The organism is Accumulibacter sp. (assembly GCF_032229525.1).
Taxonomy (GTDB): domain Bacteria; phylum Pseudomonadota; class Gammaproteobacteria; order Burkholderiales; family Rhodocyclaceae; genus Accumulibacter.
Genome location: NZ_JAVTWB010000278.1, coordinates 1 through 22,684 on the forward strand (window position 1 = coordinate 1; position 22,684 = coordinate 22,684).

At 62.0% G+C, this 22,684-nt stretch carries 28 protein-coding genes; 18 read left to right on the plus strand and 10 right to left on the minus strand.

The genetic code is table 11. The features are described 5' to 3' along the window. Both RUW20_RS21435 and rpoH read left to right on the plus strand, forming a co-directional pair. The coding region (locus tag RUW20_RS21435; protein ID WP_313954251.1) for a YeeE/YedE thiosulfate transporter family protein at positions 1 to 539 on the plus strand (539 nt) is incomplete at its 5' end. Positions 540 to 689: 150 nt separating this feature from the next. Next, positions 690 to 1,550 (plus strand): RNA polymerase sigma factor RpoH, encoded by an 861-nt coding sequence (rpoH, locus tag RUW20_RS21440; protein WP_313954252.1) that lies wholly within the window; start codon positions 690 to 692, stop codon positions 1,548 to 1,550. A gap of 145 nt (positions 1,551 to 1,695) precedes the next feature. Here the strand turns inward: rpoH and RUW20_RS21445 are convergent, their stop codons facing one another. Further along, positions 1,696 to 2,325 (minus strand): hypothetical protein, encoded by a 630-nt coding sequence (locus RUW20_RS21445; protein WP_313954253.1) that lies wholly within the window; start codon positions 2,323 to 2,325, stop codon positions 1,696 to 1,698. Beyond that, positions 2,322 to 3,020 (minus strand): SURF1 family protein, encoded by a 699-nt coding sequence (locus RUW20_RS21450; protein ID WP_313954254.1) that lies wholly within the window; start codon positions 3,018 to 3,020, stop codon positions 2,322 to 2,324. The genes RUW20_RS21445 and RUW20_RS21450 overlap by 4 nt, the downstream gene beginning before the upstream one ends. A gap of 79 nt (positions 3,021 to 3,099) precedes the next feature. On the opposite strand from RUW20_RS21450, the gene RUW20_RS21455 reads away from it, so the two are divergent. Continuing rightward, a complete protein-coding gene (locus RUW20_RS21455) occupies positions 3,100 to 3,297 on the plus strand; it encodes a twin transmembrane helix small protein (protein ID WP_313954255.1) in 198 nt (65 codons plus the stop codon). Between the two features lie 49 nt (positions 3,298 to 3,346). Here the strand turns inward: RUW20_RS21455 and RUW20_RS21460 are convergent, their stop codons facing one another. The 6 genes from RUW20_RS21460 to coxB are packed head-to-tail and all read right to left on the minus strand — an operon-like array spanning position 3,347 to position 7,925. Continuing rightward, positions 3,347 to 4,201 carry a cytochrome c oxidase subunit 3 gene (locus tag RUW20_RS21460; protein WP_313954256.1) on the minus strand — a complete coding sequence of 285 codons (855 nt, stop codon included), beginning with the start codon at positions 4,199 to 4,201 and terminating at the stop codon, positions 3,347 to 3,349. Between the two features lie 59 nt (positions 4,202 to 4,260). Next, the gene (locus RUW20_RS21465) at positions 4,261 to 4,473 is read right to left on the minus strand and encodes a DUF2970 domain-containing protein (RefSeq protein ID WP_313954257.1); all 213 of its coding nucleotides are present in this window, start codon (positions 4,471 to 4,473) and stop codon (positions 4,261 to 4,263) included. Between the two features lie 3 nt (positions 4,474 to 4,476). Beyond that, positions 4,477 to 5,082, minus strand: a complete 606-nt coding sequence (locus RUW20_RS21470; RefSeq protein ID WP_313954258.1) for a cytochrome c oxidase assembly protein — start codon at positions 5,080 to 5,082, stop codon at positions 4,477 to 4,479. After that, positions 5,079 to 5,195 (minus strand): cytochrome oxidase small assembly protein, encoded by a 117-nt coding sequence (locus RUW20_RS21475; RefSeq protein ID WP_313954259.1) that lies wholly within the window; start codon positions 5,193 to 5,195, stop codon positions 5,079 to 5,081. The genes RUW20_RS21470 and RUW20_RS21475 overlap by 4 nt, the downstream gene beginning before the upstream one ends. Continuing rightward, the gene (ctaD, locus tag RUW20_RS21480) at positions 5,192 to 6,808 is read right to left on the minus strand and encodes a cytochrome c oxidase subunit I (protein ID WP_313954260.1); all 1,617 of its coding nucleotides are present in this window, start codon (positions 6,806 to 6,808) and stop codon (positions 5,192 to 5,194) included. Before ctaD ends, RUW20_RS21475 begins: the two co-directional genes overlap by 4 nt. Positions 6,809 to 6,839: 31 nt before the next feature. Further along, positions 6,840 to 7,925 carry a cytochrome c oxidase subunit II gene (gene coxB / locus RUW20_RS21485; RefSeq protein WP_313954278.1) on the minus strand — a complete coding sequence of 362 codons (1,086 nt, stop codon included), beginning with the start codon at positions 7,923 to 7,925 and terminating at the stop codon, positions 6,840 to 6,842. Between the two features lie 517 nt (positions 7,926 to 8,442). Here coxB and RUW20_RS21490 point away from each other — a divergent pair. From RUW20_RS21490 to cyoE, 3 genes are all read left to right on the plus strand, one after another. Continuing rightward, positions 8,443 to 8,946, plus strand: coding sequence for a DUF2244 domain-containing protein (locus RUW20_RS21490; protein ID WP_313954261.1), 504 nt, complete (start codon positions 8,443 to 8,445; stop codon positions 8,944 to 8,946). After that, on the plus strand, positions 8,943 to 9,302 hold the full coding sequence (locus RUW20_RS21495) for a cytochrome c oxidase subunit II transmembrane domain-containing protein (protein ID WP_313954262.1): 360 nt from the start codon (positions 8,943 to 8,945) through the stop codon (positions 9,300 to 9,302). Before RUW20_RS21490 ends, RUW20_RS21495 begins: the two co-directional genes overlap by 4 nt. A gap of 85 nt (positions 9,303 to 9,387) precedes the next feature. Then, positions 9,388 to 10,284 carry a heme o synthase gene (cyoE, locus tag RUW20_RS21500; protein ID WP_313954263.1) on the plus strand — a complete coding sequence of 299 codons (897 nt, stop codon included), beginning with the start codon at positions 9,388 to 9,390 and terminating at the stop codon, positions 10,282 to 10,284. Positions 10,285 to 10,292: 8 nt separating this feature from the next. Here cyoE and mpl read toward each other — a convergent pair whose 3' ends face one another. Beyond that, positions 10,293 to 11,651, minus strand: coding sequence for a UDP-N-acetylmuramate:L-alanyl-gamma-D-glutamyl-meso-diaminopimelate ligase (mpl, locus tag RUW20_RS21505; protein WP_313954264.1), 1,359 nt, complete (start codon positions 11,649 to 11,651; stop codon positions 10,293 to 10,295). Positions 11,652 to 11,763: 112 nt separating this feature from the next. Between mpl and RUW20_RS21510 the strand changes: the two genes are divergently transcribed. The 8 genes from RUW20_RS21510 to RUW20_RS21545 all read left to right on the plus strand — a co-directional run bounded on the left by RUW20_RS21510 (position 11,764) and on the right by RUW20_RS21545 (position 18,250). Continuing rightward, on the plus strand, positions 11,764 to 12,357 hold the full coding sequence (locus RUW20_RS21510; protein WP_313954265.1) for a hypothetical protein: 594 nt from the start codon (positions 11,764 to 11,766) through the stop codon (positions 12,355 to 12,357). Continuing rightward, a complete protein-coding gene (locus RUW20_RS21515) occupies positions 12,354 to 12,908 on the plus strand; it encodes a TlpA disulfide reductase family protein (protein ID WP_313954266.1) in 555 nt (184 codons plus the stop codon). The genes RUW20_RS21510 and RUW20_RS21515 overlap by 4 nt, the downstream gene beginning before the upstream one ends. A gap of 48 nt (positions 12,909 to 12,956) precedes the next feature. Then, positions 12,957 to 13,448 (plus strand): type II 3-dehydroquinate dehydratase, encoded by a 492-nt coding sequence (gene aroQ, locus RUW20_RS21520; protein ID WP_313954267.1) that lies wholly within the window; start codon positions 12,957 to 12,959, stop codon positions 13,446 to 13,448. Positions 13,449 to 13,528: 80 nt separating this feature from the next. Next, positions 13,529 to 13,984, plus strand: a complete 456-nt coding sequence (gene accB / locus RUW20_RS21525; RefSeq protein ID WP_313954268.1) for an acetyl-CoA carboxylase biotin carboxyl carrier protein — start codon at positions 13,529 to 13,531, stop codon at positions 13,982 to 13,984. Between the two features lie 15 nt (positions 13,985 to 13,999). Beyond that, entirely contained in the window at positions 14,000 to 15,364 is a 1,365-nt protein-coding gene (gene accC, locus RUW20_RS21530) for an acetyl-CoA carboxylase biotin carboxylase subunit (RefSeq protein WP_313954269.1), read from the plus strand. A 16-nt stretch (positions 15,365 to 15,380) separates the two neighbouring features. After that, complete coding sequence (gene prmA, locus RUW20_RS21535; protein WP_313954270.1) at positions 15,381 to 16,271, plus strand: 50S ribosomal protein L11 methyltransferase; 891 nt, start codon at positions 15,381 to 15,383, stop codon at positions 16,269 to 16,271. Between the two features lie 3 nt (positions 16,272 to 16,274). Beyond that, positions 16,275 to 17,225: a DUF3426 domain-containing protein gene (locus RUW20_RS21540; RefSeq protein WP_313954271.1), complete on the plus strand. Its 951-nt coding sequence runs from the start codon at positions 16,275 to 16,277 to the stop codon at positions 17,223 to 17,225. A gap of 89 nt (positions 17,226 to 17,314) precedes the next feature. Then, entirely contained in the window at positions 17,315 to 18,250 is a 936-nt protein-coding gene (locus RUW20_RS21545; protein WP_313954272.1) for a carbohydrate kinase family protein, read from the plus strand. An 84-nt stretch (positions 18,251 to 18,334) separates the two neighbouring features. Here the strand turns inward: RUW20_RS21545 and RUW20_RS21550 are convergent, their stop codons facing one another. Further along, the gene (locus RUW20_RS21550; RefSeq protein ID WP_313954273.1) at positions 18,335 to 18,721 is read right to left on the minus strand and encodes a hypothetical protein; all 387 of its coding nucleotides are present in this window, start codon (positions 18,719 to 18,721) and stop codon (positions 18,335 to 18,337) included. A 262-nt stretch (positions 18,722 to 18,983) separates the two neighbouring features. Between RUW20_RS21550 and RUW20_RS21555 the strand changes: the two genes are divergently transcribed. From RUW20_RS21555 to RUW20_RS21570, 4 genes are read left to right on the plus strand one after another with little or no spacing between them, the layout of a single operon-like run. Beyond that, on the plus strand, positions 18,984 to 20,435 hold the full coding sequence (locus tag RUW20_RS21555; RefSeq protein WP_313954274.1) for a DUF2868 domain-containing protein: 1,452 nt from the start codon (positions 18,984 to 18,986) through the stop codon (positions 20,433 to 20,435). Then, positions 20,432 to 22,021 (plus strand): DUF3482 domain-containing protein, encoded by a 1,590-nt coding sequence (locus tag RUW20_RS21560; RefSeq protein ID WP_313954275.1) that lies wholly within the window; start codon positions 20,432 to 20,434, stop codon positions 22,019 to 22,021. Before RUW20_RS21555 ends, RUW20_RS21560 begins: the two co-directional genes overlap by 4 nt. Before the next feature lie 6 nt (positions 22,022 to 22,027). Then, positions 22,028 to 22,351 (plus strand): multidrug efflux SMR transporter, encoded by a 324-nt coding sequence (locus tag RUW20_RS21565; protein ID WP_313954276.1) that lies wholly within the window; start codon positions 22,028 to 22,030, stop codon positions 22,349 to 22,351. A 12-nt stretch (positions 22,352 to 22,363) separates the two neighbouring features. Then, positions 22,364 to 22,684: a multidrug efflux SMR transporter gene (locus tag RUW20_RS21570; protein ID WP_313954277.1), complete on the plus strand. Its 321-nt coding sequence runs from the start codon at positions 22,364 to 22,366 to the stop codon at positions 22,682 to 22,684.

Here is a 22,684-nt window from a genome sequence, read left to right on the forward strand (position 1 = left end):
TGATGATCTGGCATTTCTGGCGCGGACCGTGGCCATTGCTGGCGGGCGCCTTGTTGCTGGCCTTGTTCAATCTGGCCACTCTGTTACTGGCGGGGCATCCGTGGACCATCACCTGGGCTTTCACCCTCTGGGCAGCGAAGCTAGCGCAAGCGCTGGGCTGGAACCCCGCCCTCGATTCCTTCTGGGATCAGCCGTTCCAGCGTGCCGCTCTCGAGAGCGGCATTCTGAGCGATGTGACCTCAACCATGAACATTGGTCTGGTACTCGGTGCGGCGATCGCGGCCCTACTCGCCAAACGTTTTGCGCCGGCATGGCGCATGTCGGCACGCTCTCTTTGCGCTGCGCTGCTCGGCGGCCTGGCGATGGGCTATGGCGCTCGCCTGGCCTACGGCTGCAATATCGGCGCCTTCTTTTCCGGTGTGGCGTCTACCAGCCTGCACGGCTGGTTGTGGATCATTGCCGCGCTGATGGGATCATCGATCGGGGTGCGCTTGCGCCCATTGTTCGGCTTGACCAACGAGTTACCGACGGTGGTATGAGTCGCGATGTTACCGCGCCAGCAAAGGCAGCTGCGGGTTGGATGACCTTTGGCTTTCCTGGAGCGAACTTTTCCAGGCGTTAGCACTCTCAAACTGTGAGTGCTAAAATGCAATCGTTGAACATCAAACAGTAAGCAGGAGTTCACCCAGATGACACCAACCTTGGCTCTACCCACGATCTCTGCTGTCGGCAGTATAGACGCGTATATCCAGGCGGCCAGACAGTTTCCGCTACTGACGGAAGAGCAGGAATTCGGTCTTGCGACCCGCTTTCGCGAACAAAGCGACCTTGGCGCCGCACGACAACTGGTCCTTTCTCACCTTCGCCTGGTGATTTCCGTTTCACGTGGCTACCTGGGATACGGCCTGCCACACGCCGATCTGATCCAGGAAGGCAATATCGGGCTGATGAAAGCGGTAAAGCGATTCGACCCGGGGCGCGGCGTGCGGCTGGTTTCTTTCGCCATCCACTGGATCAAGGCGGAAATCCATGAGTACGTACTGAAGAACTGGCGGATGGTGAAACTGGCAACCACCAAGGCGCAGCGCAAGCTGTTCTTCAACCTGCGCAGCATGAAAGCCAGCCGCGACGCGCTCGGCCCGCTGCAGGTTGCTGATATCGCGCATCGCTTGAGCGTGAAGCCGCAGGAGGTGCTCGAGATGGACACTCGCCTGACAGGTCACGATATGGCGTTCGACGCCCAGACTGAAGATGACGAGGCGTTTGCACCGGCTGCCTATCTGGCCGACAACTCGAGCGAACCGGTGCATATTCTCGAAGCCCGTGCACGTGAACGCTTGCACAACGAAGGTCTGCGAAACGCGCTGGGTAATCTGGATCCGCGCAGCCGCCGAATTGTCGAAGCGCGTTGGCTGTCGGACGAAAACCCGGCAACCCTGCACGACCTGGCGGCAGAATTCGCGGTTTCAGCCGAGCGAATTCGCCAGATTGAAGTCAAGGCGATGCAGAAAATGCGCGCCAACCTCGCGCCGCTGGCAGCCAGCACTTGAGGCCAGGGCGCGGTCGCCGTTAAAGGCCGGTCCTCCGGCCTTTTTCTTGCGCTGTTGGCTGCCGGTTTGCCGCTAGTCGAATACAGAGTGTCGGGGTCACACGCGTCCACCGATCCAGGTGCCCAACTGGTGGCTTTCCTGGCAGTCAGAACTTGATCAGTTTGCCGAGTTCGCGAATGAAGGCCTTTGGATCGGGATCGTCGGTGTAACGGAAGACGACGAGGCCGCGACGGTCGATGAGATTGATATGGCGGCTTTCATTTCCCCCGAGAACGCCCAGCACGTCCAGTAGTTTTCCGTCTGTCGCCCGGGCGAGTGCGAGATCGGGGTGTGCCTCCATCAAGGCCGCGGCGGGCGTCGTGGCATCGGTGATCACCCACAGGCGATCGACGCGCGCGATGTTGCGTCCCTGTGCGGTGCGTGCCTGCCGCGTCAGGTAAAGCGTGCGCTGGCAGCGCGTATCGCATCCACCGGGCGCCGCGAATATCACCAGCCACTTGCCGCTGACCGCCGGGTGCTCAAGCGGCGCTCCGTCCAGTTGCTGCAAGAACTCGAAGGGAAGCGCCACCGGCTCGAGCGCCTGACCCACCGTGGACGCAACCTCCGGCGGTGATACGTAGCGAAAGTACAACGCGGCAAGTAGAGGCAATACGGCTACCGCCACTATCGCCAGCAGCGTCAATCTGCCCTTGCGCCGAGTCGACCCCGACGCAGGTGACGGCGCGGGGGAAGGGGAGTAATCCGCCCCCGCGGCGGTCTTCCTGTCTGTAGTCATTTTTTTCGCCAAGCAAGAACGCCATAGCCGGTAGCCATGAGCGCGAAAACCAGCCACATCGCCACATAGCCATAGTGCCTTGTCGCCGGATTGTCCGGGGTACCCCAGTCGCGAATCAGGCCGTCGCCATCCTCGCCTGTTTGCAGCAGAACGATCGGCAGCGCATCCAGGCCGCTAAGCTGGCGGTAGTCCGCTTCACGGACATGTTGCCAAATCGCTCCCTGGGGCACTGTCTTCTGCAATTCGAACGTTTTGAGTTCGAAGCTGCGGGTCACGCCGGCAACTTCGATCTCACCCTTCGCTGATGAAACCAAGGGAATGTCCGAACGCAGTCGGGGCGCAGCGATCCAGCCACGATTGACCAATACGACCACCTTGCTACCGGACAGCTGCAAGGGCGTCAGAACCTGATAGCCGGGGCGACTACGATAAATCTTGTTGTCCAGGAAAATGGTCTTCTCCGGAAGCCATTGGCCGCGTGCCGTGGCCGCCCGGTCGATCAGTTCATCACGCTGGCGCTGCTGCGCAGACAGGGCGATTGGCGTCGACACCAGCGCCGCCTGCTCCCGCTCGAAGCGTGCGCCACGCGTTTCCGCGCGCCAGAGTTGCAGGCGCGCCATACCGAGACAGACCAGAACCAGCAGAATGATCAGCAGCGGGCGCAGGTATGCACGCCTGAGAGGAGAAATCGACATTGTCAGAACGGTGACCCTGGCCTAGTGTCGTAAGCAGAGCACGAGTCCGGTAGACTGCTAGTTTTCAGGAGGGACGTCCATGCGCATCATCATTGTACTGATGCTGATCACCATCATCGCCAGTCTGGGTAGTGCGCTGGTCTTCATCTATCGTGATCAGGGCCAAGGCAAGACCCGAGCCGTGAAGGCACTGTCCTTGCGAGTCGGTCTTTCTTTCGCCCTGTTTCTGCTCTTGATGGCCGGGCACTGGTTTGGCTGGATAGCCGGCCGCCTTTGATAGCGCGCGGCGCAGCGCCAATGCGCCGCGCCGCGCCGCGCGTTGCTGCTTACAGCCAGTAGATGACGATGAACAGGCCCAGCCAGACGACGTCGACAAAGTGCCAGTACCAGGCTACGCCCTCGAAGGCGAAGTGACGCTCAGCGGTAAAATGCCCCTTGAGGACTCTGAACAAAATGACAGTCAACATGGTCACGCCCAGCGTCACGTGAAAGCCGTGAAAACCGGTCAACATAAAGAACGTCGAACCGTAAACACCCGTCGTCATCTTGAGGTTCATGTGCCCGTAGGCTTCGCGGTATTCGAACACCTGCAGACCGAGAAACAGAACCCCGAGGGCGATGGTCAAGGCCAAGCCCAAGATCAACTGCTGCCGCTTTTTCGCGACCAATCCCCAATGCGCCCAGGTCAGCGTCGCGCCTGAAGTCAGCAACAGCAGGGTATTGATGGCGGGAATGCCCCAGGCGTGCATCTTCGAGAAAGGATCGCTGGCGCCAGGCCCGGCAGATGGCCATGAATCCTGGAAGCCCTCCCACAGTGCGGCCTGTTCGGGACTGGCAAGGTCCGGTATGGCCACGACACGGATATAGAACAACGCGCCAAAGAAGGCGACGAAAAACATCACCTCCGAAAAGATGAACCAAGACATCGCCCAGCGGAACGAGCGATCCACCTGCACGTTGTAGCTGCCGCCCTCCGATTCCCCGATCACACGGCCAAACCAGCCAAACAGCATCAGCGCCAGAACGGCAAACCCGCCCATCAGCACGAAGCCGCCATTGGCGATCGAATTCATCATCAGCACGGCGCCGCTTGCGAGCAAAAGCAAGGCAAACGAACCAACCAGCGGCCAGTGTGAAGGCTGCGGAACGAAATAGCGGCCTGCGGATGCGGGGTGACTCATTTTGATTCCCTCCAAATCATTTTGTCGTTGTATCTTTGTTACCTTGTTCGCGCGTCAGATCACTGACCGCTCATGTGAATTGCTACGCTCACCAGCACCAGCACAAAAACCAGCATGAACACCAGCGCCGTGACCAGAATCTTCAGCGGCGACAACGGTGGCGCACCATTCTCGGCCGGCTTGTGGCCACGGACCCCCAGCAGGCCCCACGCGACCGTACGAACGGTGCGAAGGAGCCCGTCTTTCGGTGGCTGTGATTTCGTCGCCGACATCCTTCACTTCCCGATTTCTGCAGCTGGTGCCGACGAGTTCGTACTGCCTGCAGGCACCTCAAAAAAGGTATACGAAAGCGTCACCCTGTTAACTTCTTCGGGCAGTCCTTTATCGAGCAAGAGGACAACCGGCATCTCTCGTACCTCGTGCGGGGCGAAGGTCTGCTGCTTGAAGCAAAAGCATTCCAGCTTCTTGACATAGCCACCCGCGTACTGGGGGCTGTAACTAGGTACGGCCTGACCTATGACGGTGCTGTTGCGGGTGTTCTCCACACGATAGGTCACGTGCACAACTTCCCCAGTCTTGACCTCCATGCTGGCAGTCTGAGGGCGAAAGAGCAAACCGCCGTCATGGCTATTGGCATCGAACTCGAGGGTCACGGGGCGCGACGGAAGGGCCGACGACGCGACGCGCTCCGCACGATCGATGTCGTACAGGCCGGCCCACTCGCAAAAAGCGCGGTAGAAGGTGGGCTGCACGGAGACAAACAGCAGGCTGCCGACCACCACGGCCAGCAGCACCGCAACGACACGCCCGTTGCTGATCGCCCGAGAACGCGATCCACCGCCGGTTGCGGTTGCGCCGACCGGACCGAGGGCGGAGTTCACGTGTTGTTCAACCACTGCCGGATGATGAAGCTCAAGAAGACGGCTGCCGCGAGCAGGGCCAGGCCGATCCCGATGCGACGGTTGCCCTGCTCGCGCGACGGGTCACGAGTCATGCGTGCGCCTCGGCCTGATTAAAGGGCGGAGGATCTTCGAAGGTATGGTAGGGCGCCGGCGAGGGCACCGTCCACTCGAAGCCGTGCGCGCCATCCCAAGGCTTGTTTCCCACCTTGGCGCCGCCCTTCATTGCCTGAAAGACGATCACCAACACCAGCAACTGGCTGAAGCCGAAGCCGAAAGCACCGATTCCGGAAATGACGTTGAAGTCGGCGAACTGCTGCGCGTAGTCAGGGATCCGTCGCGGCATGCCAGCCAGACCGAGGAAATGCTGCGGGAAGAAGGCAATGTTGAAGAAGATCATCGACGACCAGAAGTGGAGTTTCCCCAGACTTTCGTTATACATGTGGCCGGTCCATTTCGGTAACCAGAAATAGAGGCCGGCATAGGCCGAGAAAAGCGCTCCCGCAACCATCACGTAGTGGAAGTGGGCGACGACGTAGTAGGTATCCTGCAACTGGATGTCCACCGCGGTCATGGCCAACACCAAGCCGGTCAGCCCTCCGATGGTAAACAGGACCAGAAAGCCCAGCGCAAACAGCATCGGCGTTTCAAAGGTCAGCGAGCCGCGCCACATGGTGGTGACCCAGTTGAAGACTTTCACCCCGGTCGGGACGGCAATCAGCATGGTTGCATACATGAAATAGAGCTGGCCGGTGAGCGGAATGCCCGTCACGTACATGTGGTGCGCCCAGACGAAAAAGGAGATCAGGCCGATGGCGGCGATGGCGTACACCATCGAGGCATAGCCAAACAGGGGCTTGCGCGAAAACGCCGGGATCACATGCGAAACCACTCCGAAGGCCGGCAAGGCAATGATATAGACCTCGGGGTGACCGAAAAACCAGAAGATATGCTGGAACAGCACCGGATCACCGCCACCGGCGGCGGAAAAGAAACTGGTTCCAAAATGGCGGTCGGTAAGCAGCATGGTCACCGCGCCGGCCAGGATCGGCATCGAAGCGATCAGCAAAAAGGCCGTCACCAGCCACGTCCAGCAGAACATTGGCATTTTCATCAAAGTCATGCCCGGGGTGCGCATGTTGAGAATGGTGGTGACGATGTTGATCGAGCCCATGATCGACGACATGCCCAGGATGTGCACGGCGAAGATGGCCATATCCATCCCCATCCCCATCTGGATCGACAGCGGCGGGTAAAGGGTCCAGCCGGTGCCAGGAGCGCCCCCGGGGACGAAGATCGAGGTGGTCAGCAGAATCGCGGCGGGCGGCAGCAACCAGAAACTCCAGTTGTTCATCCGCGCGAAAGCCATGTCCGAGGCCCCGATCATCATCGGGATCATCCAGTTGGCGAAGCCGACAAAGGCCGGCATGATCGCCCCAAAGACCATGATCAGCGCGTGCAGGGTCAACATCTGGTTATAGAACTCGGGCGACACGAACTGCAGGCCCGGCGTAAACAGTTCCGCGCGGAGGATCAGCGACATCGCGCCGCCGACGAGGAACATCGCGAAGCTGAACCACAGGTACATCGTACCGATGTCCTTGTGGTTGGTCGTGGTGACCCAGCGCTTCCAGCCCGTTGGGTGCCCGTGGCTATCGTGATCGTGACCGTGATTGCCGGCGTAACCGGCGTGTGACGTGGCTTGCATAATCAGATTCTCCTGATGGCCTGTGGCGCGACTACTTGCCGCGAAGCGCCTTGACTTCGGCGGGCTGAATGACTTCGCCGAGCTTGTTGGTCCATGCGTTCCGCTCGTAGGCGACAACGGCAGCGATATCGGTGTCACTCAACTGCGCGCCGAAGGCCGCCATTGCAGTACCCGGCCGACCATTGAGGACGACGTTGAGGTGCTCCTGCTTGGGTCCCTTGACAATCTTGGAACCATTGAGCGCCGGGAACGCGGGTGGCAACCCCTCGCCGTTCGCCTGGTGGCACGCAGCGCAGTTGGCAGCATAGACCGTCTCACCACGCGCAACCAGCTCATCAAGAGCCCAGACCTTGTTCGGGTCCTCCGCAACTGAAGCCAGCGCCGCCTTCTGCTCGGCAACCCAGGCCGCGTATTTTTCTGCGGAAACCACCTCGACGACCACCGGCATGAAGCCGTGATCCTTGCCGCAGAGCTCCGAGCACTGACCACGGTAAGTGCCTTCCTTCTCGGCGCGGAACCAGGTGTCACGCAAGAAACCGGGGACCGCGTCCGTCTTGACCGCGAAGGCCGGCACCGACCAGTTGTGAATCACGTCCATTGCCGTGGTGAGAATACGCACCTTCTTGCCGACCGGCACCACCATCGGGCGATCGACCTCAAGCAGATAGTTCTCACCCTTCGGAGCCTTGTTTTCGATCTGGTCGCGAGGCGTGGACAGCACGCTCATGTACTTGATCCCGGCGGCATCTCCGGTGAGGTATTCGTAACCCCACTTCCATTGGTAGCCGGTGACCTTGATCGTGACGTCTGGCTGCGAGGTATCGCGCATGTCCACCAATGCCGAGGTGGCCGGAAAGGCGATTGCGATCAGGATCAGGGTTGGCACGACGGTCCAGGCGATCTCAACCGTCGTGTTGTCGTGGAAATCAGCCGCTTTGTACCCTCTGGACTTGCGATGATAGATCAGCGAATAGGTGACGACCGCAAAGACGCCGACAAAGATGATGACGATCACCCATAACAACAGGCTATGCAGCTCGTAGACGCGCCGAGCAACGGCGGTCACCGGCTCCTGCAGGTTGAGTTCCCACGCGGCGTTCGCACCACCACTGAGCATGCCGAGCAGTCCTGCGACCAGCAACCCGGCATAACCGTGTCGCAAACCATTTGTGCAGCAATTGCTGCTTGAGCGTCGTGCCATCTTCTCCCTCTCCCCGCCAGTTCCCGAGCCATGCGGCACAGCATCGGCGCATACGCCTGACGTCTTCGAAAACGTACCAAAAAGGGCCCTTGCGGACCCCGTTCCAGTTTTTCACCAGCAGCGAAGGTTAACACTCAAATTGATATGAATCAATCCGCGGATCAGAATTTTCCGCGCGCTCTACGCTTAGACGGCGCGCGCAAGGATAACGATAGCCGATCGAAGCCCGAGCCGCCGCGATTCCGCAGGCACCTCGAAGCTCAGCGCAGCAGGAAATGCGCCGACGGATCCCGAGCGCTTTACCTTCGGCAGCGGAGCAAGCCGCGGTTGCCACGCAGGTCTGGCCGCGTGTTAAACTTTTCCGCGTGACACCTTGATTTGTGTCAAGTCCAGCCGGTCTGGTCGCGGCATCTGGCCACTCGGGAGGAGATCGATGAGCCTGGTTGTAGCGCACACACCAGAGGGGCGGACATGGATCGCGCGCCCGAACTGCTCGCTTTCGGCTAGCGAACGCAAACTGGTGTTTGCGGTCACGGCCTCGGTATCAGGCACGATCGCGCTCGCGTTTTCGTATTTTGGCGCCTGGCCGGTGATGCCGTTTACCGGCATCGAACTTGCTCTTCTCTGGTACGCGCTGCGACATGTCGGGTTGTCGGCAAACGATTTCGAGAAAATCGTGCTTGAATCAGAACGATTGACGATCGAAAGCCGCTGCGGAACACTGGTCGAGCGCCATGAGTTTCACCCGTTTTGGGCGCACCTGCGGTATGTAAGACCTCAGGGGCACCACCACCACCGCTTGCTGCTACGTTCGCATGGCCGGGAGATCGAACTTGGCCGCGCGCTGACCGATGAGCAGAAAATGATGCTCGCCGGCGAGCTGAAGACAAACCTGGGTGTTGTGCAACCCGAAAAACTCCCTGGGGAGCGTAGTTGAAAACTGATGATCGTTTCCGTCGGCGGGTGAAAGTTGGCTGGTCAGGTCTGCTCGCAGCGGCGATTCCGTCGCTCGCGCATGCTGAGGTCAACGCGAACTTGTCGACACCGGGCAGCGCCATCGCTGGCGCTCCGCTCGACATCCATGGCTACTTCATGATCATCCTGACGGTGTTGTTCATCGCGGTTTTTTGCATCATGATTTTCTCGATGACCCGACAGCGCAAAGAGGACGGACACCACCCCGCCCAGTTCGCTGGGCCGACCGGGAGAGTACAGTGGCTTTGGGCGACGGTACCGTTTGCCATTCTGCTGTTCATTGATTACGTGCTGCTCAGCATTCATTTCTCCAGCTGAGCAGCCTACGTGTTCCAGATAGGGTCGGCGCTGCAGCGAGCAGCCGCCGAGCTATCAGCAGGTAGGACGAGGACAGGAAAGTAATATGGCAGTGATGAGTACAAGTTCCCGGCGTTCGGTCGGCAAACGCCTGGCGGTTTTCTTCGAGCTATGCAAGCCACGGGTCAACAGCCTGATCGTGTTTACGGCAATGATCGGCATGTTTCTGGCCGCCCCCTCGTTCCCGCCCTTCGGACTGTTTGTCGCCGCATCGGTCGGCATCGCACTGGTGGCCGGCGCGGCAGCAGCGATCAATTGCCTGATCGAACAGCAGATTGACGCGCTAATGGCGCGAACACGCGCTCGCCCCACCGCACGTGGCGAAGTCTCGGCGACGGAAACGCTGACACTGGCAACCCTGGTCGGCGGCCTCGGACTGTGGACTCTGTACGCCTTCGTCAATCCGCTGACGATGTGGCTGACGCTGGCAACCTTTCTCGGCTATGCGGTGATCTATACCGTTGTGCTGAAACCGGCAACGCCGATGAACATCGTCATCGGCGGCGCCTCCGGCGCCATGCCGCCGCTGCTTGGATGGGTGGCGATCACCGGCCAGATTGGCCCCGAAGCCCTGATCCTCTTCCTGATCATCTTCATCTGGACCCCGCCGCATTTCTGGGCGCTCGCCTGTTATCGCTGTGCCGACTACGCCAAATCCGGCCTGCCGATGCTGCCGGTGACCCACGGCGTCCGTCTGACCTGTCTGCACAGCCTGCTCTACGTGGTGATGCTCACCGGCGCGACCATCCTGCCCTACACGCTCGGCATGAGCGGGCCGTGGTATCTGGCCGCAGCGCTGATTCTCGACGGTATTTTCCTGCTCTACAGCGTCATGCTCTGGCGAGACTACAGCGACAAGCTGGCAAGACTGACCTTTCGCTATTCGATCATCTATCTGACACTGCTCTTCGCCGCGCTGCTCGCCGATCATTTTCTGCGCTGAGCGGTCGGTCAGGTCGCGAGTGCGGCCAGCAGTTTTTCGTGAATGCCGCCAAAACCGCCATTGCTCATCACCAGGATCCGGTCGCCCGCCCGTGCTGCGTCGGCGATCTGTGTCACCAACTGCTTGAGATCGTCCTCGACGACGGCTTTCTCACCTAGCGGCGCCAGCGCTTCGCTGGCGTCCCAGCCGAGATTTGCCGCATAGCAGAAAACCAGGTTGGCGTCGGCCAGGCTGGTCGGCAGCAAGGCCTTCATGACCCCCAGCTTCATGGTGTTCGAGCGCGGCTCGACGACCGCCAGAATACGCGCCGAGCCGACCCTGCGCCGCAAGCCGGCAAGGGTCGTCGCGATCGCCGTCGGATGGTGAGCAAAATCGTCATAGACCTCAACGCCGCGGGCCGCCCCACGCAGCTCCAGCCGACGCTTGACGCCTTCGAAACCCGCGAGCGCTTTCAGGCCCTGGGCCAAAGGTACGCCGACATGCCTCGCCGCCAGCAGGGCGGCAAGCGCATTGTGGCGATTGTGGTTGCCGGTCAGATTCCAGCGCACGCTGCCGATCAGCTCTTCGCCCTGCCGTAGGTGCAGCGAGCCGTCCACGTCGTCGCCGTCGACGCACCAGCCGCCCGGATCGTTGAAGCGCTCGACCGGTGTCCAGCACCCCCTGGCCAAAACGCGCTCCAGGGCGTCCTCCGCGGCATTCGAAAGAATCAGGCCAGTGCCCGGCAGCGTGCGCACGAGGTGATGAAACTGGGTCTCGATCGCTGCAAGATCGGCGAAGATGTCAGCATGATCGAACTCGAGATTGTTCAGAATCGCTGTTCGTGGGCGATAGTGCACGAACTTGGAACGCTTGTCGCAGAAGGCACTATCGTACTCGTCGGCTTCAATCACGAAGAACGGCGAGTTGATGTCGTTACCGGCCAGCCGCGCGGAAACCCCGAAATTCATCGGCACGCCACCAATCAGGAAACCGGGGCTCAGACCGGCGTGGTCGAGAATCCACGCCAGCATCGCGGCCGTCGTTGTCTTGCCATGCGTCCCGGCGACTGCCAGCACCCAGCGTCCGTTCAATACGTGCTCGGCAAGCCACTGTGGTCCGGACAGGTAGGGCAGGCCGCGGTCCAGGATCTCCTCGAGGAGCGGATTGCCGCGCGAAATGGCGTTGCCGATCAGGTAGCAATCGGGTTCGAATGAGGTCTGCGCCACATCGTAGCCTTCGACGAGTTCGATCTGCGCGGCGGCCAGTTGCGTGCTCATCGGCGGGTAGACGGCGCTGTCGCAGCCAGTCACCCGGTGCCCCGCAGCGCGAGCCAATTGGGCGACGCCGCCCATGAAGGTGCCACAGATGCCGAGGATATGAATATGCATGTAACCGATCCAAGTTAGAATTGGTTCGAAGAAGGGGCGATTGTACCTCTGCGAACGCCCTGCCTCGCTTCGTCAACCCGCCCGCCCTCACCGCCTACCCGGGGACGCTTCCATGAGCAGCCGACAGGATCGCCAGCGCAACCTCATCGCCAGCCTCGCCGCCAGGCTGATGGCTGAAGATGGCATCAACGCTCCCGCGATTGCCAAACGCAAGGCGGCGCGTGCCCTTGGCTTGCCGGACAACGCCGCGATGCCGGATGACAGTGAAGTCACGGCCGAACTGCGAACCTACCAGCGGCTCTTCCAGGAGGAGGAACAGCGGGCGAGAAACACTCACCTGCTTGACGTGGCCGCGCGGCTGATGGCAACCGTCCAGCGCTTCAATCCCTATCTGAGCGGCTCGGTCCTTGACGGCACCGCCGGCCGCCACGCGGAGATCGACATTCAACTCTTCACCGACAGCGCAAAGGACGTTGAAATCTTCCTGCTCAACGAGCGTATTGACTACCGGCACAGCCTGCCGCGAACCGATCGTGCGGAAGCGGTGCTGACGATTCTCACTGATGATGTCGTCGCCAACCTGGTTGTCTACCCGCGCGATCAGGAACGCGTCAGCTACAAGACTCGCGATGGCCGAATGCGCGAGCGTGCGCGTCTCGATATGGTCAAGAAGCTGTTGCATGAGAGTTGCGTACCGGCGCGATGAAAAGGCTCGGCGCATTCCTGATCATTGGCCTACTTGCCGTAATCGTCGCGCTTCTTGCGGGCATCTACGTGGGAACGCAGAGTTCCGACACGATTCAGCAGAGTTCGCCGACGCCTGACGCAGCGGTCATAGCCCGGTTTTTTGCCAGCAGTCTCGACGATGTGGACGGCAAGCCATTTCCCTTCGCCCAGTGGCAGGGCAAGACCCTGGTGGTCAATTTCTGGGCGACCTGGTGCCCCCCTTGCCGCGAAGAGATGCCGGCATTCTCGCGCTTGCAAAGCCTATATTCGGCAAAAGGGGTCCAATTTGTCGGCATTGCGCTCGATTCCGCCGAAAGCGTGCGATCCTTTTCCGAACGTTATCCGGTCAACTATCCGCTCCTGATCGGCGGCTCGAGAGGCGTTGATCTGGCGCAGCAGTTCGGCAACTCGAACCTGGGTCTTCCCTATACCGTCATTCTCGGCCCGGGACGTGAGGTACGCCTGCTCCAACTGGGGCCATTGTCGGAGAGTGAACTGGACCGTTTCCTGCAAGAATCGGCTTTGCGCTGAAATGTTGTTGCTGGACAAAATGCAGCGATTTGCGTCAAACTTGCGGTCATGAAGAAGCAAAAGAACGCTACGCCGGAAACCGATAAGGTATCGGAGCTTCCTCGTCTGCTCGTTTTGCACGGCCCCAATCTCAATCTCCTTGGTACTCGCGAACCCATCTACTATGGTTCGACGACGCTTGCCGAAATCAACATGGCTCTTGCCCACCGTGCCGAGGCAGCCGGCGTTGATTTGGAGACATTCCAGAGCAATCACGAAGGAGCACTGATCGAGCGTGTGCATGCCGCTCGCGAGCAGGGTGTGGCCTACATGATCATCAATCCGGCAGCCTACACGCACACCAGCGTCGCGCTCCGCGATGCCGTTGCCGGGACCGACATCCCCTTTATCGAAGTCCACCTCTCCAACGTGCACACCCGCGAGCCTTTCCGCCACCACTCGTATTTTTCCGATCTGGCGATTGGCGTCATTACCGGCCTTGGCAGCGAGGGCTACCTGCTGGCGCTCGAGTACCTTCTGAGCAGGATTTCAGCAGAGTAAGATCTTCGATTATCGACAGACATCGTCTGGCGGCTGTTGCCCGTGTGGCCGCAAGAAAAAATACTCATCCGGAGGAATTCATGGACCTGCGCAAGCTCAAGAAACTGATTGATCTCGTCGAAGAGTCGAGCATCACCGAACTCGAGATCAACGATGCCGAGGAAAGGGTTCGCATCGTCAAACATGGCGGAGCGATTGCTCATCAGGCGTACGCAATGTCAATGGCCGCGCCAGCAAACGTGCCGGGACTGCCGCCGGGTGCGCCGGCAGAGGCCTTGGCCGCAGAAGCGGTGCTCGCAGCGGGTGATGTGGTCAAAGCGCCGATGGTTGGCACTTTCTACCGCTCTGCCAGCCCGGGCGGTGAGCCGTTCGTGCAGGTCGGCAGCGTCGTCAAGGCTGGTGAACCGCTGTGCATTATTGAGGCAATGAAGCTGCTCAACGAAATCGAAGCCGACAAGGCGGGAACCGTAACGGCCATTCTGGTCGAGAACGGCGAACCGGTAGAGTACGGCGAGCCGCTGATCGTCATCGCCTAAGGAGGCGCGTCCGTCATGTTCGGAAAAGTACTTATTGCCAACCGCGGAGAAATCGCCCTTCGCATCCAGCGTGCGTGCCGCGAACTCGGCATCAGGACCGTGGTGGTGCACTCGGAGGCTGATCGCGAAGCCAAGTACGTCCGACTGGCCGACGAATCAGTGTGCATCGGCCCGGCGCCGTCGGCCCTGAGCTATCTCAACGTACCGTCGATCATATCAGCGGCCGAGGTCACCGACGCCGAAGCCATTCACCCGGGCTACGGTTTCCTCTCCGAAAACGCCGACTTTGCCGAACGGGTCGAATCGTCCGGTTTCGTATTCATTGGTCCCCGCCCGGAGACCATCCGCCTGATGGGCGACAAAGTGTCCGCCAAGGACGCCATGCGAGCAGCTGGCGTTCCCTGCGTTCCAGGCTCGGAAGGGGCTTTGCCCGCCGATCCGCGGGAGATCCTGCGCATCGCCAAGGAGGTCGGCTATCCGGTGATCATCAAGGCCGCCGGCGGCGGCGGCGGGCGAGGCATGCGGGTCGTGCATACCGAAGCGGCGCTGGCCAATGCCGTCACCATGACGCGCACGGAAGCCCAGAGCTTTTTCGGCAATCCAAACGTTTACCTTGAGAAGTATCTCGAAAATCCGCGACACGTCGAGATCCAGGTGCTTGCCGACAGCTTCCGGAATGCCGTCTACCTCGGCGAACGTGACTGCTCGATGCAGCGCCGGCACCAGAAAATCATCGAAGAGGCGCCGGCCCCTGGCATTGCCGCCCGCCACATCGTACGCATTGGCGAGCGTTGTGCCGAAGCCTGCCGACGCATCAACTATCGGGGCGCGGGCACTTTCGAATTCCTCTATGAGAACAACGAGTTCTATTTCATCGAGATGAATACCCGCATCCAGGTCGAGCATCCGGTCACCGAGTTCATCAGTGGCGTCGACTTGGTAGCCGAGCAGATCCGCATCGCCCACGGCGAGCGGCTGCGCTTCAAACAGCGTGATCTGGAGTTCCGCGGCCACGCCATCGAATGCCGAATCAACGCCGAAGACCCGTTCACCTTTGTTCCGTCGCCCGGCAAGATCAGCTTCTATCATCCGCCGGGCGGACCCGGCATTCGTGTTGACTCGCACATCTATCAGGGATACACCGTGCCCTCCCACTACGACTCGATGGTGGCCAAGGTGATTTCCTACGGCGACACGCGCGACCAGGCGATTCGCCGCATGCGGACGGCGCTTTCTGAAATGAGCATCGAAGGCATCAAGACCAACATCGCGCTTCATCAGGAACTGATGCACGACGCCCGATTCATGGAAGGTGGCACCAGCATTCACTATCTCGAGCAGCGCCTCGCCGCCAAGAACGAGGTCAAGAAAGGCGGCTGACCAGCGCCGATCATCGATGCCCTGGCTATCCATCAGCATCCACACCGACTGCCTGCACGCCGAAGCGCTGGCCGACGCGCTCCTTGAAGAAGGCGCGCTGGCTGCCGCCATCGAGGACGCAGATGCCGGCACGGCGGAAGAGACGCCGCAGTTCGGGGAGCCCGGCTCGATAACGCGGCCAGGCTGGGAGCGCTCACGTGTCGTTGCCCTGGTCCAGCCGGATACCGATCCCGCTCGGCTGGTCAGCATCTGCGCAATACGTGCCGGCCTCGACGACCTGCCCGCTTATAGTCAGCAAGAAGTCGCCGAACAGGACTGGGTACAGCTCACCCAGTCGCAGTTCGAGCCGATTCGCGTCTCCGAGCGCTTGTGGATTGTCCCCTCATGGCACCAGGCCCCGGATCCCGAGGCCATTGTTCTGGTACTCGATCCTGGCATGGCTTTCGGTACCGGCTCGCATCCGACGACTCGCCTGTGCCTGGAATGGCTTGAACGCCGAGTCGCCCCGGGGACGTCGCTCCTCGATTACGGTTGCGGTTCCGGCATTCTGGCCATCGCCGCCGCCAGACTCGGTGCCAGCAAGGTCCTCGGCGTGGACATCGACCCACAGGCGGTGACTGCCTCGATCAGCAATGCCGAGCGCAATGCTGTCGACGTCCGCTTCCAGGATTCCGCGCACCAACTCCAGGGCCAATTCGATATCGTCGTGGCCAACATCCTGGCCAACCCGCTCAAGGTCCTGGCGCCGGCGATCTGCGGTCACGTCCGCCCGGGTGGTAGCCTGGCGCTTTCGGGGATTCTCGTCGAACAGACTGAAGAACTGATCGCCGCCTACGCGCCTTACCTGCCGCTCGCTGTTGCCGACGCGCGCGAAGGCTGGGTTTGCCTGGCCGGCGTCAAGGAATAGCCAATGAAGACTTGCTGCCCAGGCTGCCAGACCGTCTTTCGCGTCACCTCGGAGCAACTCAAGGCACGTGCCGGCAAAGTCCGCTGCGGGCAATGCCGCAAGGTATTCAATGCGCTCGACAGTTTGCTCGACGACAACGAAGCGATCGTCACTCCTCAGCTACCGCCATCGTCGGCCGGCCCCGAGACAGTGATTCCGGCACCGACGGTCGCTGTGTTGCTGCGCCAGGAAGAAGAAGCGCCGGCCGATGATCCCCCGCCGGTTACCGACGCCCCCGCCAGCGCCGAGCCTGTTGAGAGCATTCCGGTCAGCATCCCGGCAGAAGCGCCGCTCGCCGCAGCCGGCCAGGCCGCAGCTGCTCCGGAACGCGAAGATGCCGACAGCCTCGTTCTGACGCGCGAAACCAGGGAAGCCCCTGACCACGACCGCTGGCTGGAAGGCGTGCCGAGCAAGCCGGTGCCGGCCACTGCGGGCAGAAGCCTGACCATGCCCTTCGCCATCGCCATCGTGCTCCTGGTGCTGACACTGGCCGGCCAGTTGGTCTTCCATTTTCGTGGCGTCCTCGCACTGACGACGCCCGGCCTGCGGCCAACGCTTGCCGCCATCAGCGCCGCGCTGGGTACCGACATCCCGCTGCCGCGCCATCCCGATCTGGTGAGCATCGAGGCCTCCGATCTGCAAACCGAACCCGGGCGCAGCAAGCTGCTGGCTCTGCAGGCGACGCTGCGCAACCGGGCCAGCTACGCACAGGCCTACCCGGCGATCGAGCTGACGCTCACCGATACGGACGACAAAGCGGTTGCACGGCGCGTTTTCCTGCCCGACGACTATCTGCCGCCAGGCGCCTTGGCGGAGAAATCGTTCCGCGGCAATAGCGACGTCGAAGTGCGCCTGTGGCTTGACGCCAAAGAGGTCAATGCCGCGGGCTACCGGCTCTACGTCTTCTACCCGTGATCGCTGCCGCTGCTGATAGAGTACCAAGCCCCACCACCGTGATCCTGTTCTTCTCTTCTTCCATCATTGAGTAGATTCCCGGAAAATCCATGTCCACACTCATTTGCGGCTCAATCGCTTTCGACAACATCATGGTCTTCCATGATCGTTTCAAGAATCACATTCTGCCCGAGCAGATCCACATCCTGAATGTCGCTTTCCTGGTCCCGGAAATGCGCAGGGAGTTTGGCGGTTGCGCCGGCAACATCGCCTATAACCTCAAACTGCTCGGTGGTGACCCGCTGATCATGGCAACGGTCGGTGACGACGCGGATTCCTACCTCTTGCGGCTGGACGACCTTGGATTGTCGCGCGCGCATGTGCGCCGGATCGCCGGCAGTTTTACGGCACAGGCCTTCATCACCACCGACCTCGACGACAACCAGATCACGGCGTTTCACCCCGGTGCGATGAGTTACTCGCACCTCAACAAGGTCACCGACGCGCCGGGTGCCACGCTCGGAATCGTTGCACCGGACGGGCGTGACGGCATGCTGAAGCACGCAGAGGACCTCGCGGCGGCAGGCATACCGTTCGTTTTCGACCCCGGCCAAGGCTTGCCGATGTTCTCCGGTGACGAACTGATGCACTTCATGAGGCGGGCTGCCTACGCCTGTTTCAACGACTACGAGGCCAAGCTGCTGTGTGACCGGACGGGGCGTTCGCTCGAGCAACTGGCCGATGAAGTCGAAGCGCTGATCGTCACCCTGGGTGGCGAAGGCTCGCGGATTTATGCCGAGGGCCGCTGTCACGAGATTCCTGCGGTCAAGCCTTACGCAGTCATTGATCCCACAGGCTGCGGCGATGCCTACCGCTCGGGTCTGCTGTATGGCATAGCCGAGTGCTGGGATTGGCAGAAAACCGGTCGCCTGGCGGCGGTGATGGGGGCGATCAAGATCGCCCATCGCGGGGGGCAGAACCATCACCTGAGCCGCCATGAAATTGCCGAGCATTACGCCCGAGCCTTTCACAGCGCGCCCTGGTAGCGGTGGTCACCAGCCATCGGCTGCCAGTCCCGGCAGCCACCCGCCGCCGGGTGGTCGCCGCCGATACGCTGCCATCGTGTTCGGCTAGCCCAGCTTGCACTCGTTGGCCAGGGGCCGCCCGGTGTTGACATCCATCAACACGCTCTTCCACGGCAGATCGATCCAGAGCAAGCCGTTTTGCCGATCCTCGTAGCGAGGGAGGCCCGAAGTAGAGTCATGGCGCAACAGCGTGCGCTGTTGGCCCTGCCAGCTGACCTCGATCAGATTGGCGTTGCGTGCGTCGCGCTGAACCAGGACGCTGCGACCCAGCTCACAGCGATAGACACCGCTGGCGAGTTGGAGCTGCAGTTGCCCACGCTCGTTGGTCGTGGCCGCCTGCGGGACGACAACCGCTGGCTGCGGGTCAAAGACCGAGCAGGCAGCAAGCGTCGCGGCCAAGGCGGTGATGCTGATCGGGCGAAGAAACGTCACACATTTACCTCGAGTTATGGAAAGTGTTGGGAAAATAGCATGACCGCTTTGCGGGTGGCGAGCAAATTCGAGCTTTGCCGGCCGGCGCGGGCTGCTGGCCGGCGGCATGCGATGAGAGTGTGCGAACGACTCGGACGATTCTGCCGAGGCTGTCGTGGCAGTCGCTCGACAGCTGCAATCGACTGCCGTTGACAGGGCCAAGCGTGCCAGAGACACTCTGCCCGGTGTCTTCCAAATCAATACTCACAGCAATCCCTGGACGATGAATGAACGCGACGCCCTGCTGACCACGGCGCTACGCGCCGTGGAGACCGTCGACAGGGATCGGCGAACGTGGACTGACGACGACCGATCGTGGTCCACCCAGGCAGCGGCAGAGGTCGTCGGGGAAAACGCCAGTCCAGCGGTATTCATCGCCCGTCGAGCGCAGCTTGCCCTGGAGCGCCTGCGAACCCGTGACGCCGGCTTCGTCCGTGTCGTCGACGGCCTGCGCTGGCGGCCATGGATCGGCCTGCTGACGACGGTGCTCGCTTTTGTCACCGGCCTGGCCATTGACCGCCTCGGATCCGGACCCAACATCAATCTCCTGGCACTGCCGGTCCTCGGCCTGCTGGCGTGGAATGTCACCGTTTACCTGTTGCTGCTTGTCGGCTCGCTGTCGCGTCTGCACCGCCAGGACGGTGCGCCGGGGCCCTTGCGCCGGCTTCTCGTCCGCTGCTTCACCGGTACCGGTCGCTGGCTGCAGCAGCACCGCGTGCAGCTGCCGGAAGCAGTGCTTTCCAGCCTGCTGAAAGACTGGAGCCGCGTTGCGGCGCCGCTCTATGCAGCCCGAGTGACGCGCATCCTGCACCTTGCCGCGGCCTTGTTTGCCGTCGGGATCATCGCCGGGCTCTATCTGCGTGGACTGGCCTTCGAATACCGCGCCGGCTGGGAAAGCACCTTTCTCGACGTCGAAACGGTGCACCGGATCCTGAGCATCATGCTGGCACCGGGCGTCTGGCTGACCGGACAGGCCCTGCCCGATCTCGGTGGTCTGGCAGCGATCCGTTTCGGAACCCTGCCGGCAACCGAGAACGCGGCGCCATGGCTGCACCTGATGGCAGCGACGATTGTGGTCATCGTCATCCTGCCGCGGCTGGCGCTCGGCCTGGGCAGTGGATTGCTTGAGTGGCAGCGGTCTACCCGGCTGATCACGCGTATCGAAGACCCCTATTTTCAGCGCCTGCTGCGTGGCTATCGTGCCGGCCCCGCTCACCTGACCGTCATCCCCTACAGTTATCATCCCGCCCCGGCGGCGATGGCCGGGCTGCAAGGCCTGATGGCCCGCGTCTTCGGTGGCAACGCCGCGATGCTGTGCACGGCGCCGGTGGGCTATGGCCAGGAAGAAGCACTGCCAGCCACCGCGCGGCCCGACGGCCGCGGGCCGACCTTCGCCCTGTTCAGCCTGGCGGCCACCCCGGAGCGGGAAGCACAGGGCGCCTTTGTCCGTAGCCTGCGCGCCATGGTGGCCGACACACCGGTCCTGCTGTTGATCGATGAAGCCCCGTGGCACGCCCGTTTCGACGCCGACCGCAAACGCCTCGACGAACGCCGTTCGGCATGGCGAGACGAACTCGCCGATCTCGATATCGCCCCGATATTCGTCGATCTCGCCCACCCCGACCTGAGCGTGGCGCAAGAAGAGATCGAGCGCCAGCTGGAACGACCCGCATGAACGATTTCCGTATTTCTCTCTCGCTGATCTCGCACACCAATGCCGGCAAGACGACGCTCGCCCGTACCCTGCTCGGGCGCGACGTCGGCGACGTCCGGGATGCGCCGCACGTCACGGTCGATAACGTTGCCTATGACCTGATCAGCACGCCCGCCGGCGACGAACTGATCCTCTGGGACACCCCCGGCTTCGGCGACAGTGCGCGGCTCGCCAAGCGTTTGCGCCAGCAAGGCAACCCGATCGGCTGGTTCCTCGGACAGGTGTGGGATCGCTTCCGCGATCGCTCGCTGTGGTTTTCGCAACAAGCGGTGGCGAACGTGCGCGACCAGGCAGACGTCGTGCTCTACCTGGTCAACGCTGCCGAGGAACCGGACGATACCGGCTACCTCGAACCCGAGTTCGCGGTGCTGGAGTGGATCGGCAAGCCGGTGATCGTGCTGCTCAATCAGACCGGGCGCTCGCGGCCGCGTGACGAAGAGGCGGCAGAACACGAACGCTGGCGCAGCGTGCTGTCCAGCTATCCAGTCGTCCGCTCGGTACTGGCGCTGGACGCCTTCGCGCGCTGCTGGGTGCAGGAAATCACCCTGCTGCAGGAGGTCGGAAAGATCTTGCCGGCAGAGCGCCGGCCCGCCTATGCGCGTCTGGTGGACGCCTGGCAGGCGCGGCGCGAGGCCCAGTTCGACGCGTCGGTTGGCGTCCTCGCGGAGGCGCTGGCGCGCGCCGCCGTGGACATCGAGACCTTGCCGGAAACGCGGATCAAGGGTGCTCTGCGCGATCTCGGTCGGGCGCTGGGCGTCGGCCGTGAAGACGGCGACGACGACAAGCAGCGTGCCTTGCAGGCGCTCGGTAGCCGTCTCGACGCCGACCTCCGTGCAGGCATGGATCGCTTGATCGCCATTCACCAACTCCAAGGCCATGCCGGCGAGGAACTCCGGCAACGGATCGAACGCACGGTGACGCTTGAAGCGCCGCTCCATGAGGGCAAGGCGGCACTGATGGGGAGTGCGTTAACCGGGGCGCTGACTGGTCTTGGCGTCGATATTGCCCATGCCGGTCTGACCTTCGGCGCCGGCATGCTGACCGGTGCCGTCGTCGGTGCACTGGGCGGCGCCGGCATAGCGCGCGGCGTCAATGTCGCACGCGGCAGACGCGGCACCACCTTGCGCTGGGACAACGCTTTCCTCGGCCAACTCCTCGTCACCTGGCTGCTGCGCTACCTGGCGGTGGCGCATTTTGGTCGCGGGCGGGGTGAATGGCGGGAAACCGAATACCCGTCTTTCTGGCGGCCTGTAGTCACCCAGGCGGTTGCCGAGAGCAGCACCGCACTGGTCGCGACCTGGTCAGCGCGCGAAGGCGGAATTGACGCGAACACGATCGCCACCCGAGCCCGGCCGGTAGTCGCCGAGATCGCCCGCAAGCTGCTGCAACGACTGTATCCCGGCACGCTCGACACGGCGCCAGCGCCAGCGGCGAAGGGCACGGACACGGCGACAGCGAACCCGGGCGCTGCGCCGCTGACCGACGAGCAGACAGCCGCAGGAAGCGCTGGCGACGGGAACCTGATCCACCACCAGCGACCAGACTGAGGCGCGATGGACTGGATCGCGCTGATCATTGCCGGGGTCTTTGAATGGGGCTGGCCGGTCGGGCTGAAGCTCGGCTGGTCGGACGCCGGCCTCGCCTGGGGATGGCTCGCCTTCGCCGCCATATCGATGGCGGCCAGCGGCACGCTGCTGCTGATCGCCCAACGGCGGATCGCCATGGGCACCGCCTACGCCGTGTGGACCGGCATCGGCGCCGTCGGCACCTTCCTCCTCGGCATCGCGATTTTCGGCGAGGCGGCGACGATCGAGCGCTTCGTCTGCGTCGGCCTGATCGTTGCCGGCATCGTCGGCCTCAAGGTTTCTTCAAGATAGGGCGAGCGGACGATGGACTGGATTGCACTTGCCATTGCCGGGGTCTTTGAATGGGGCTGGCCGGTCGGCCTCAAGCTCGGGCAAACCGAGCGTGGCCCGCACTGGGGCTGGCTCGGCTTTGCCATCGTCTGCATGGTCGCCAGCGGCGTGCTACTGCTTTACGCGCAGCTGACCATCCCGATGGGGACAGCCTATGCAGCATGGACCGGCATCGGCGCCGTCGGCACTTTTGCCATCGGCATACTGCTGTTCAAGGAGCCCGCGGAGTTGGCACGTTTCTTCTACATCGGGCTGATTGTCGTCGGCATTCTTGGCCTCAAACTGGCGGCCTAG

Coding starts and splice junctions, on each gene's coding strand:
- rpoH (WP_313954252.1), top strand. CDS start 690: ATGACACCAACCTTGGCTCTACCCACGATCTCTGCTGTCGGCAGTATA.
- RUW20_RS21445 (WP_313954253.1), bottom strand. CDS start 2,325: ATGACTACAGACAGGAAGACCGCCGCGGGGGCGGATTACTCCCCTTCC.
- RUW20_RS21450 (WP_313954254.1), bottom strand. CDS start 3,020: ATGTCGATTTCTCCTCTCAGGCGTGCATACCTGCGCCCGCTGCTGATC.
- RUW20_RS21455 (WP_313954255.1), top strand. CDS start 3,100: ATGCGCATCATCATTGTACTGATGCTGATCACCATCATCGCCAGTCTG.
- RUW20_RS21460 (WP_313954256.1), bottom strand. CDS start 4,201: ATGAGTCACCCCGCATCCGCAGGCCGCTATTTCGTTCCGCAGCCTTCA.
- RUW20_RS21465 (WP_313954257.1), bottom strand. CDS start 4,473: ATGTCGGCGACGAAATCACAGCCACCGAAAGACGGGCTCCTTCGCACC.
- RUW20_RS21475 (WP_313954259.1), bottom strand. CDS start 5,195: ATGACTCGTGACCCGTCGCGCGAGCAGGGCAACCGTCGCATCGGGATC.
- ctaD (WP_313954260.1), bottom strand. CDS start 6,808: ATGCAAGCCACGTCACACGCCGGTTACGCCGGCAATCACGGTCACGAT.
- coxB (WP_313954278.1), bottom strand. CDS start 7,925: ATGCTCAGTGGTGGTGCGAACGCCGCGTGGGAACTCAACCTGCAGGAG.
- RUW20_RS21490 (WP_313954261.1), top strand. CDS start 8,443: ATGAGCCTGGTTGTAGCGCACACACCAGAGGGGCGGACATGGATCGCG.
- cyoE (WP_313954263.1), top strand. CDS start 9,388: ATGGCAGTGATGAGTACAAGTTCCCGGCGTTCGGTCGGCAAACGCCTG.
- mpl (WP_313954264.1), bottom strand. CDS start 11,651: ATGCATATTCATATCCTCGGCATCTGTGGCACCTTCATGGGCGGCGTC.
- RUW20_RS21510 (WP_313954265.1), top strand. CDS start 11,764: ATGAGCAGCCGACAGGATCGCCAGCGCAACCTCATCGCCAGCCTCGCC.
- RUW20_RS21515 (WP_313954266.1), top strand. CDS start 12,354: ATGAAAAGGCTCGGCGCATTCCTGATCATTGGCCTACTTGCCGTAATC.
- aroQ (WP_313954267.1), top strand. CDS start 12,957: ATGAAGAAGCAAAAGAACGCTACGCCGGAAACCGATAAGGTATCGGAG.
- accB (WP_313954268.1), top strand. CDS start 13,529: ATGGACCTGCGCAAGCTCAAGAAACTGATTGATCTCGTCGAAGAGTCG.
- accC (WP_313954269.1), top strand. CDS start 14,000: ATGTTCGGAAAAGTACTTATTGCCAACCGCGGAGAAATCGCCCTTCGC.
- prmA (WP_313954270.1), top strand. CDS start 15,381: ATGCCCTGGCTATCCATCAGCATCCACACCGACTGCCTGCACGCCGAA.
- RUW20_RS21540 (WP_313954271.1), top strand. CDS start 16,275: ATGAAGACTTGCTGCCCAGGCTGCCAGACCGTCTTTCGCGTCACCTCG.
- RUW20_RS21545 (WP_313954272.1), top strand. CDS start 17,315: ATGTCCACACTCATTTGCGGCTCAATCGCTTTCGACAACATCATGGTC.
- RUW20_RS21555 (WP_313954274.1), top strand. CDS start 18,984: ATGAATGAACGCGACGCCCTGCTGACCACGGCGCTACGCGCCGTGGAG.
- RUW20_RS21560 (WP_313954275.1), top strand. CDS start 20,432: ATGAACGATTTCCGTATTTCTCTCTCGCTGATCTCGCACACCAATGCC.
- RUW20_RS21565 (WP_313954276.1), top strand. CDS start 22,028: ATGGACTGGATCGCGCTGATCATTGCCGGGGTCTTTGAATGGGGCTGG.
- RUW20_RS21570 (WP_313954277.1), top strand. CDS start 22,364: ATGGACTGGATTGCACTTGCCATTGCCGGGGTCTTTGAATGGGGCTGG.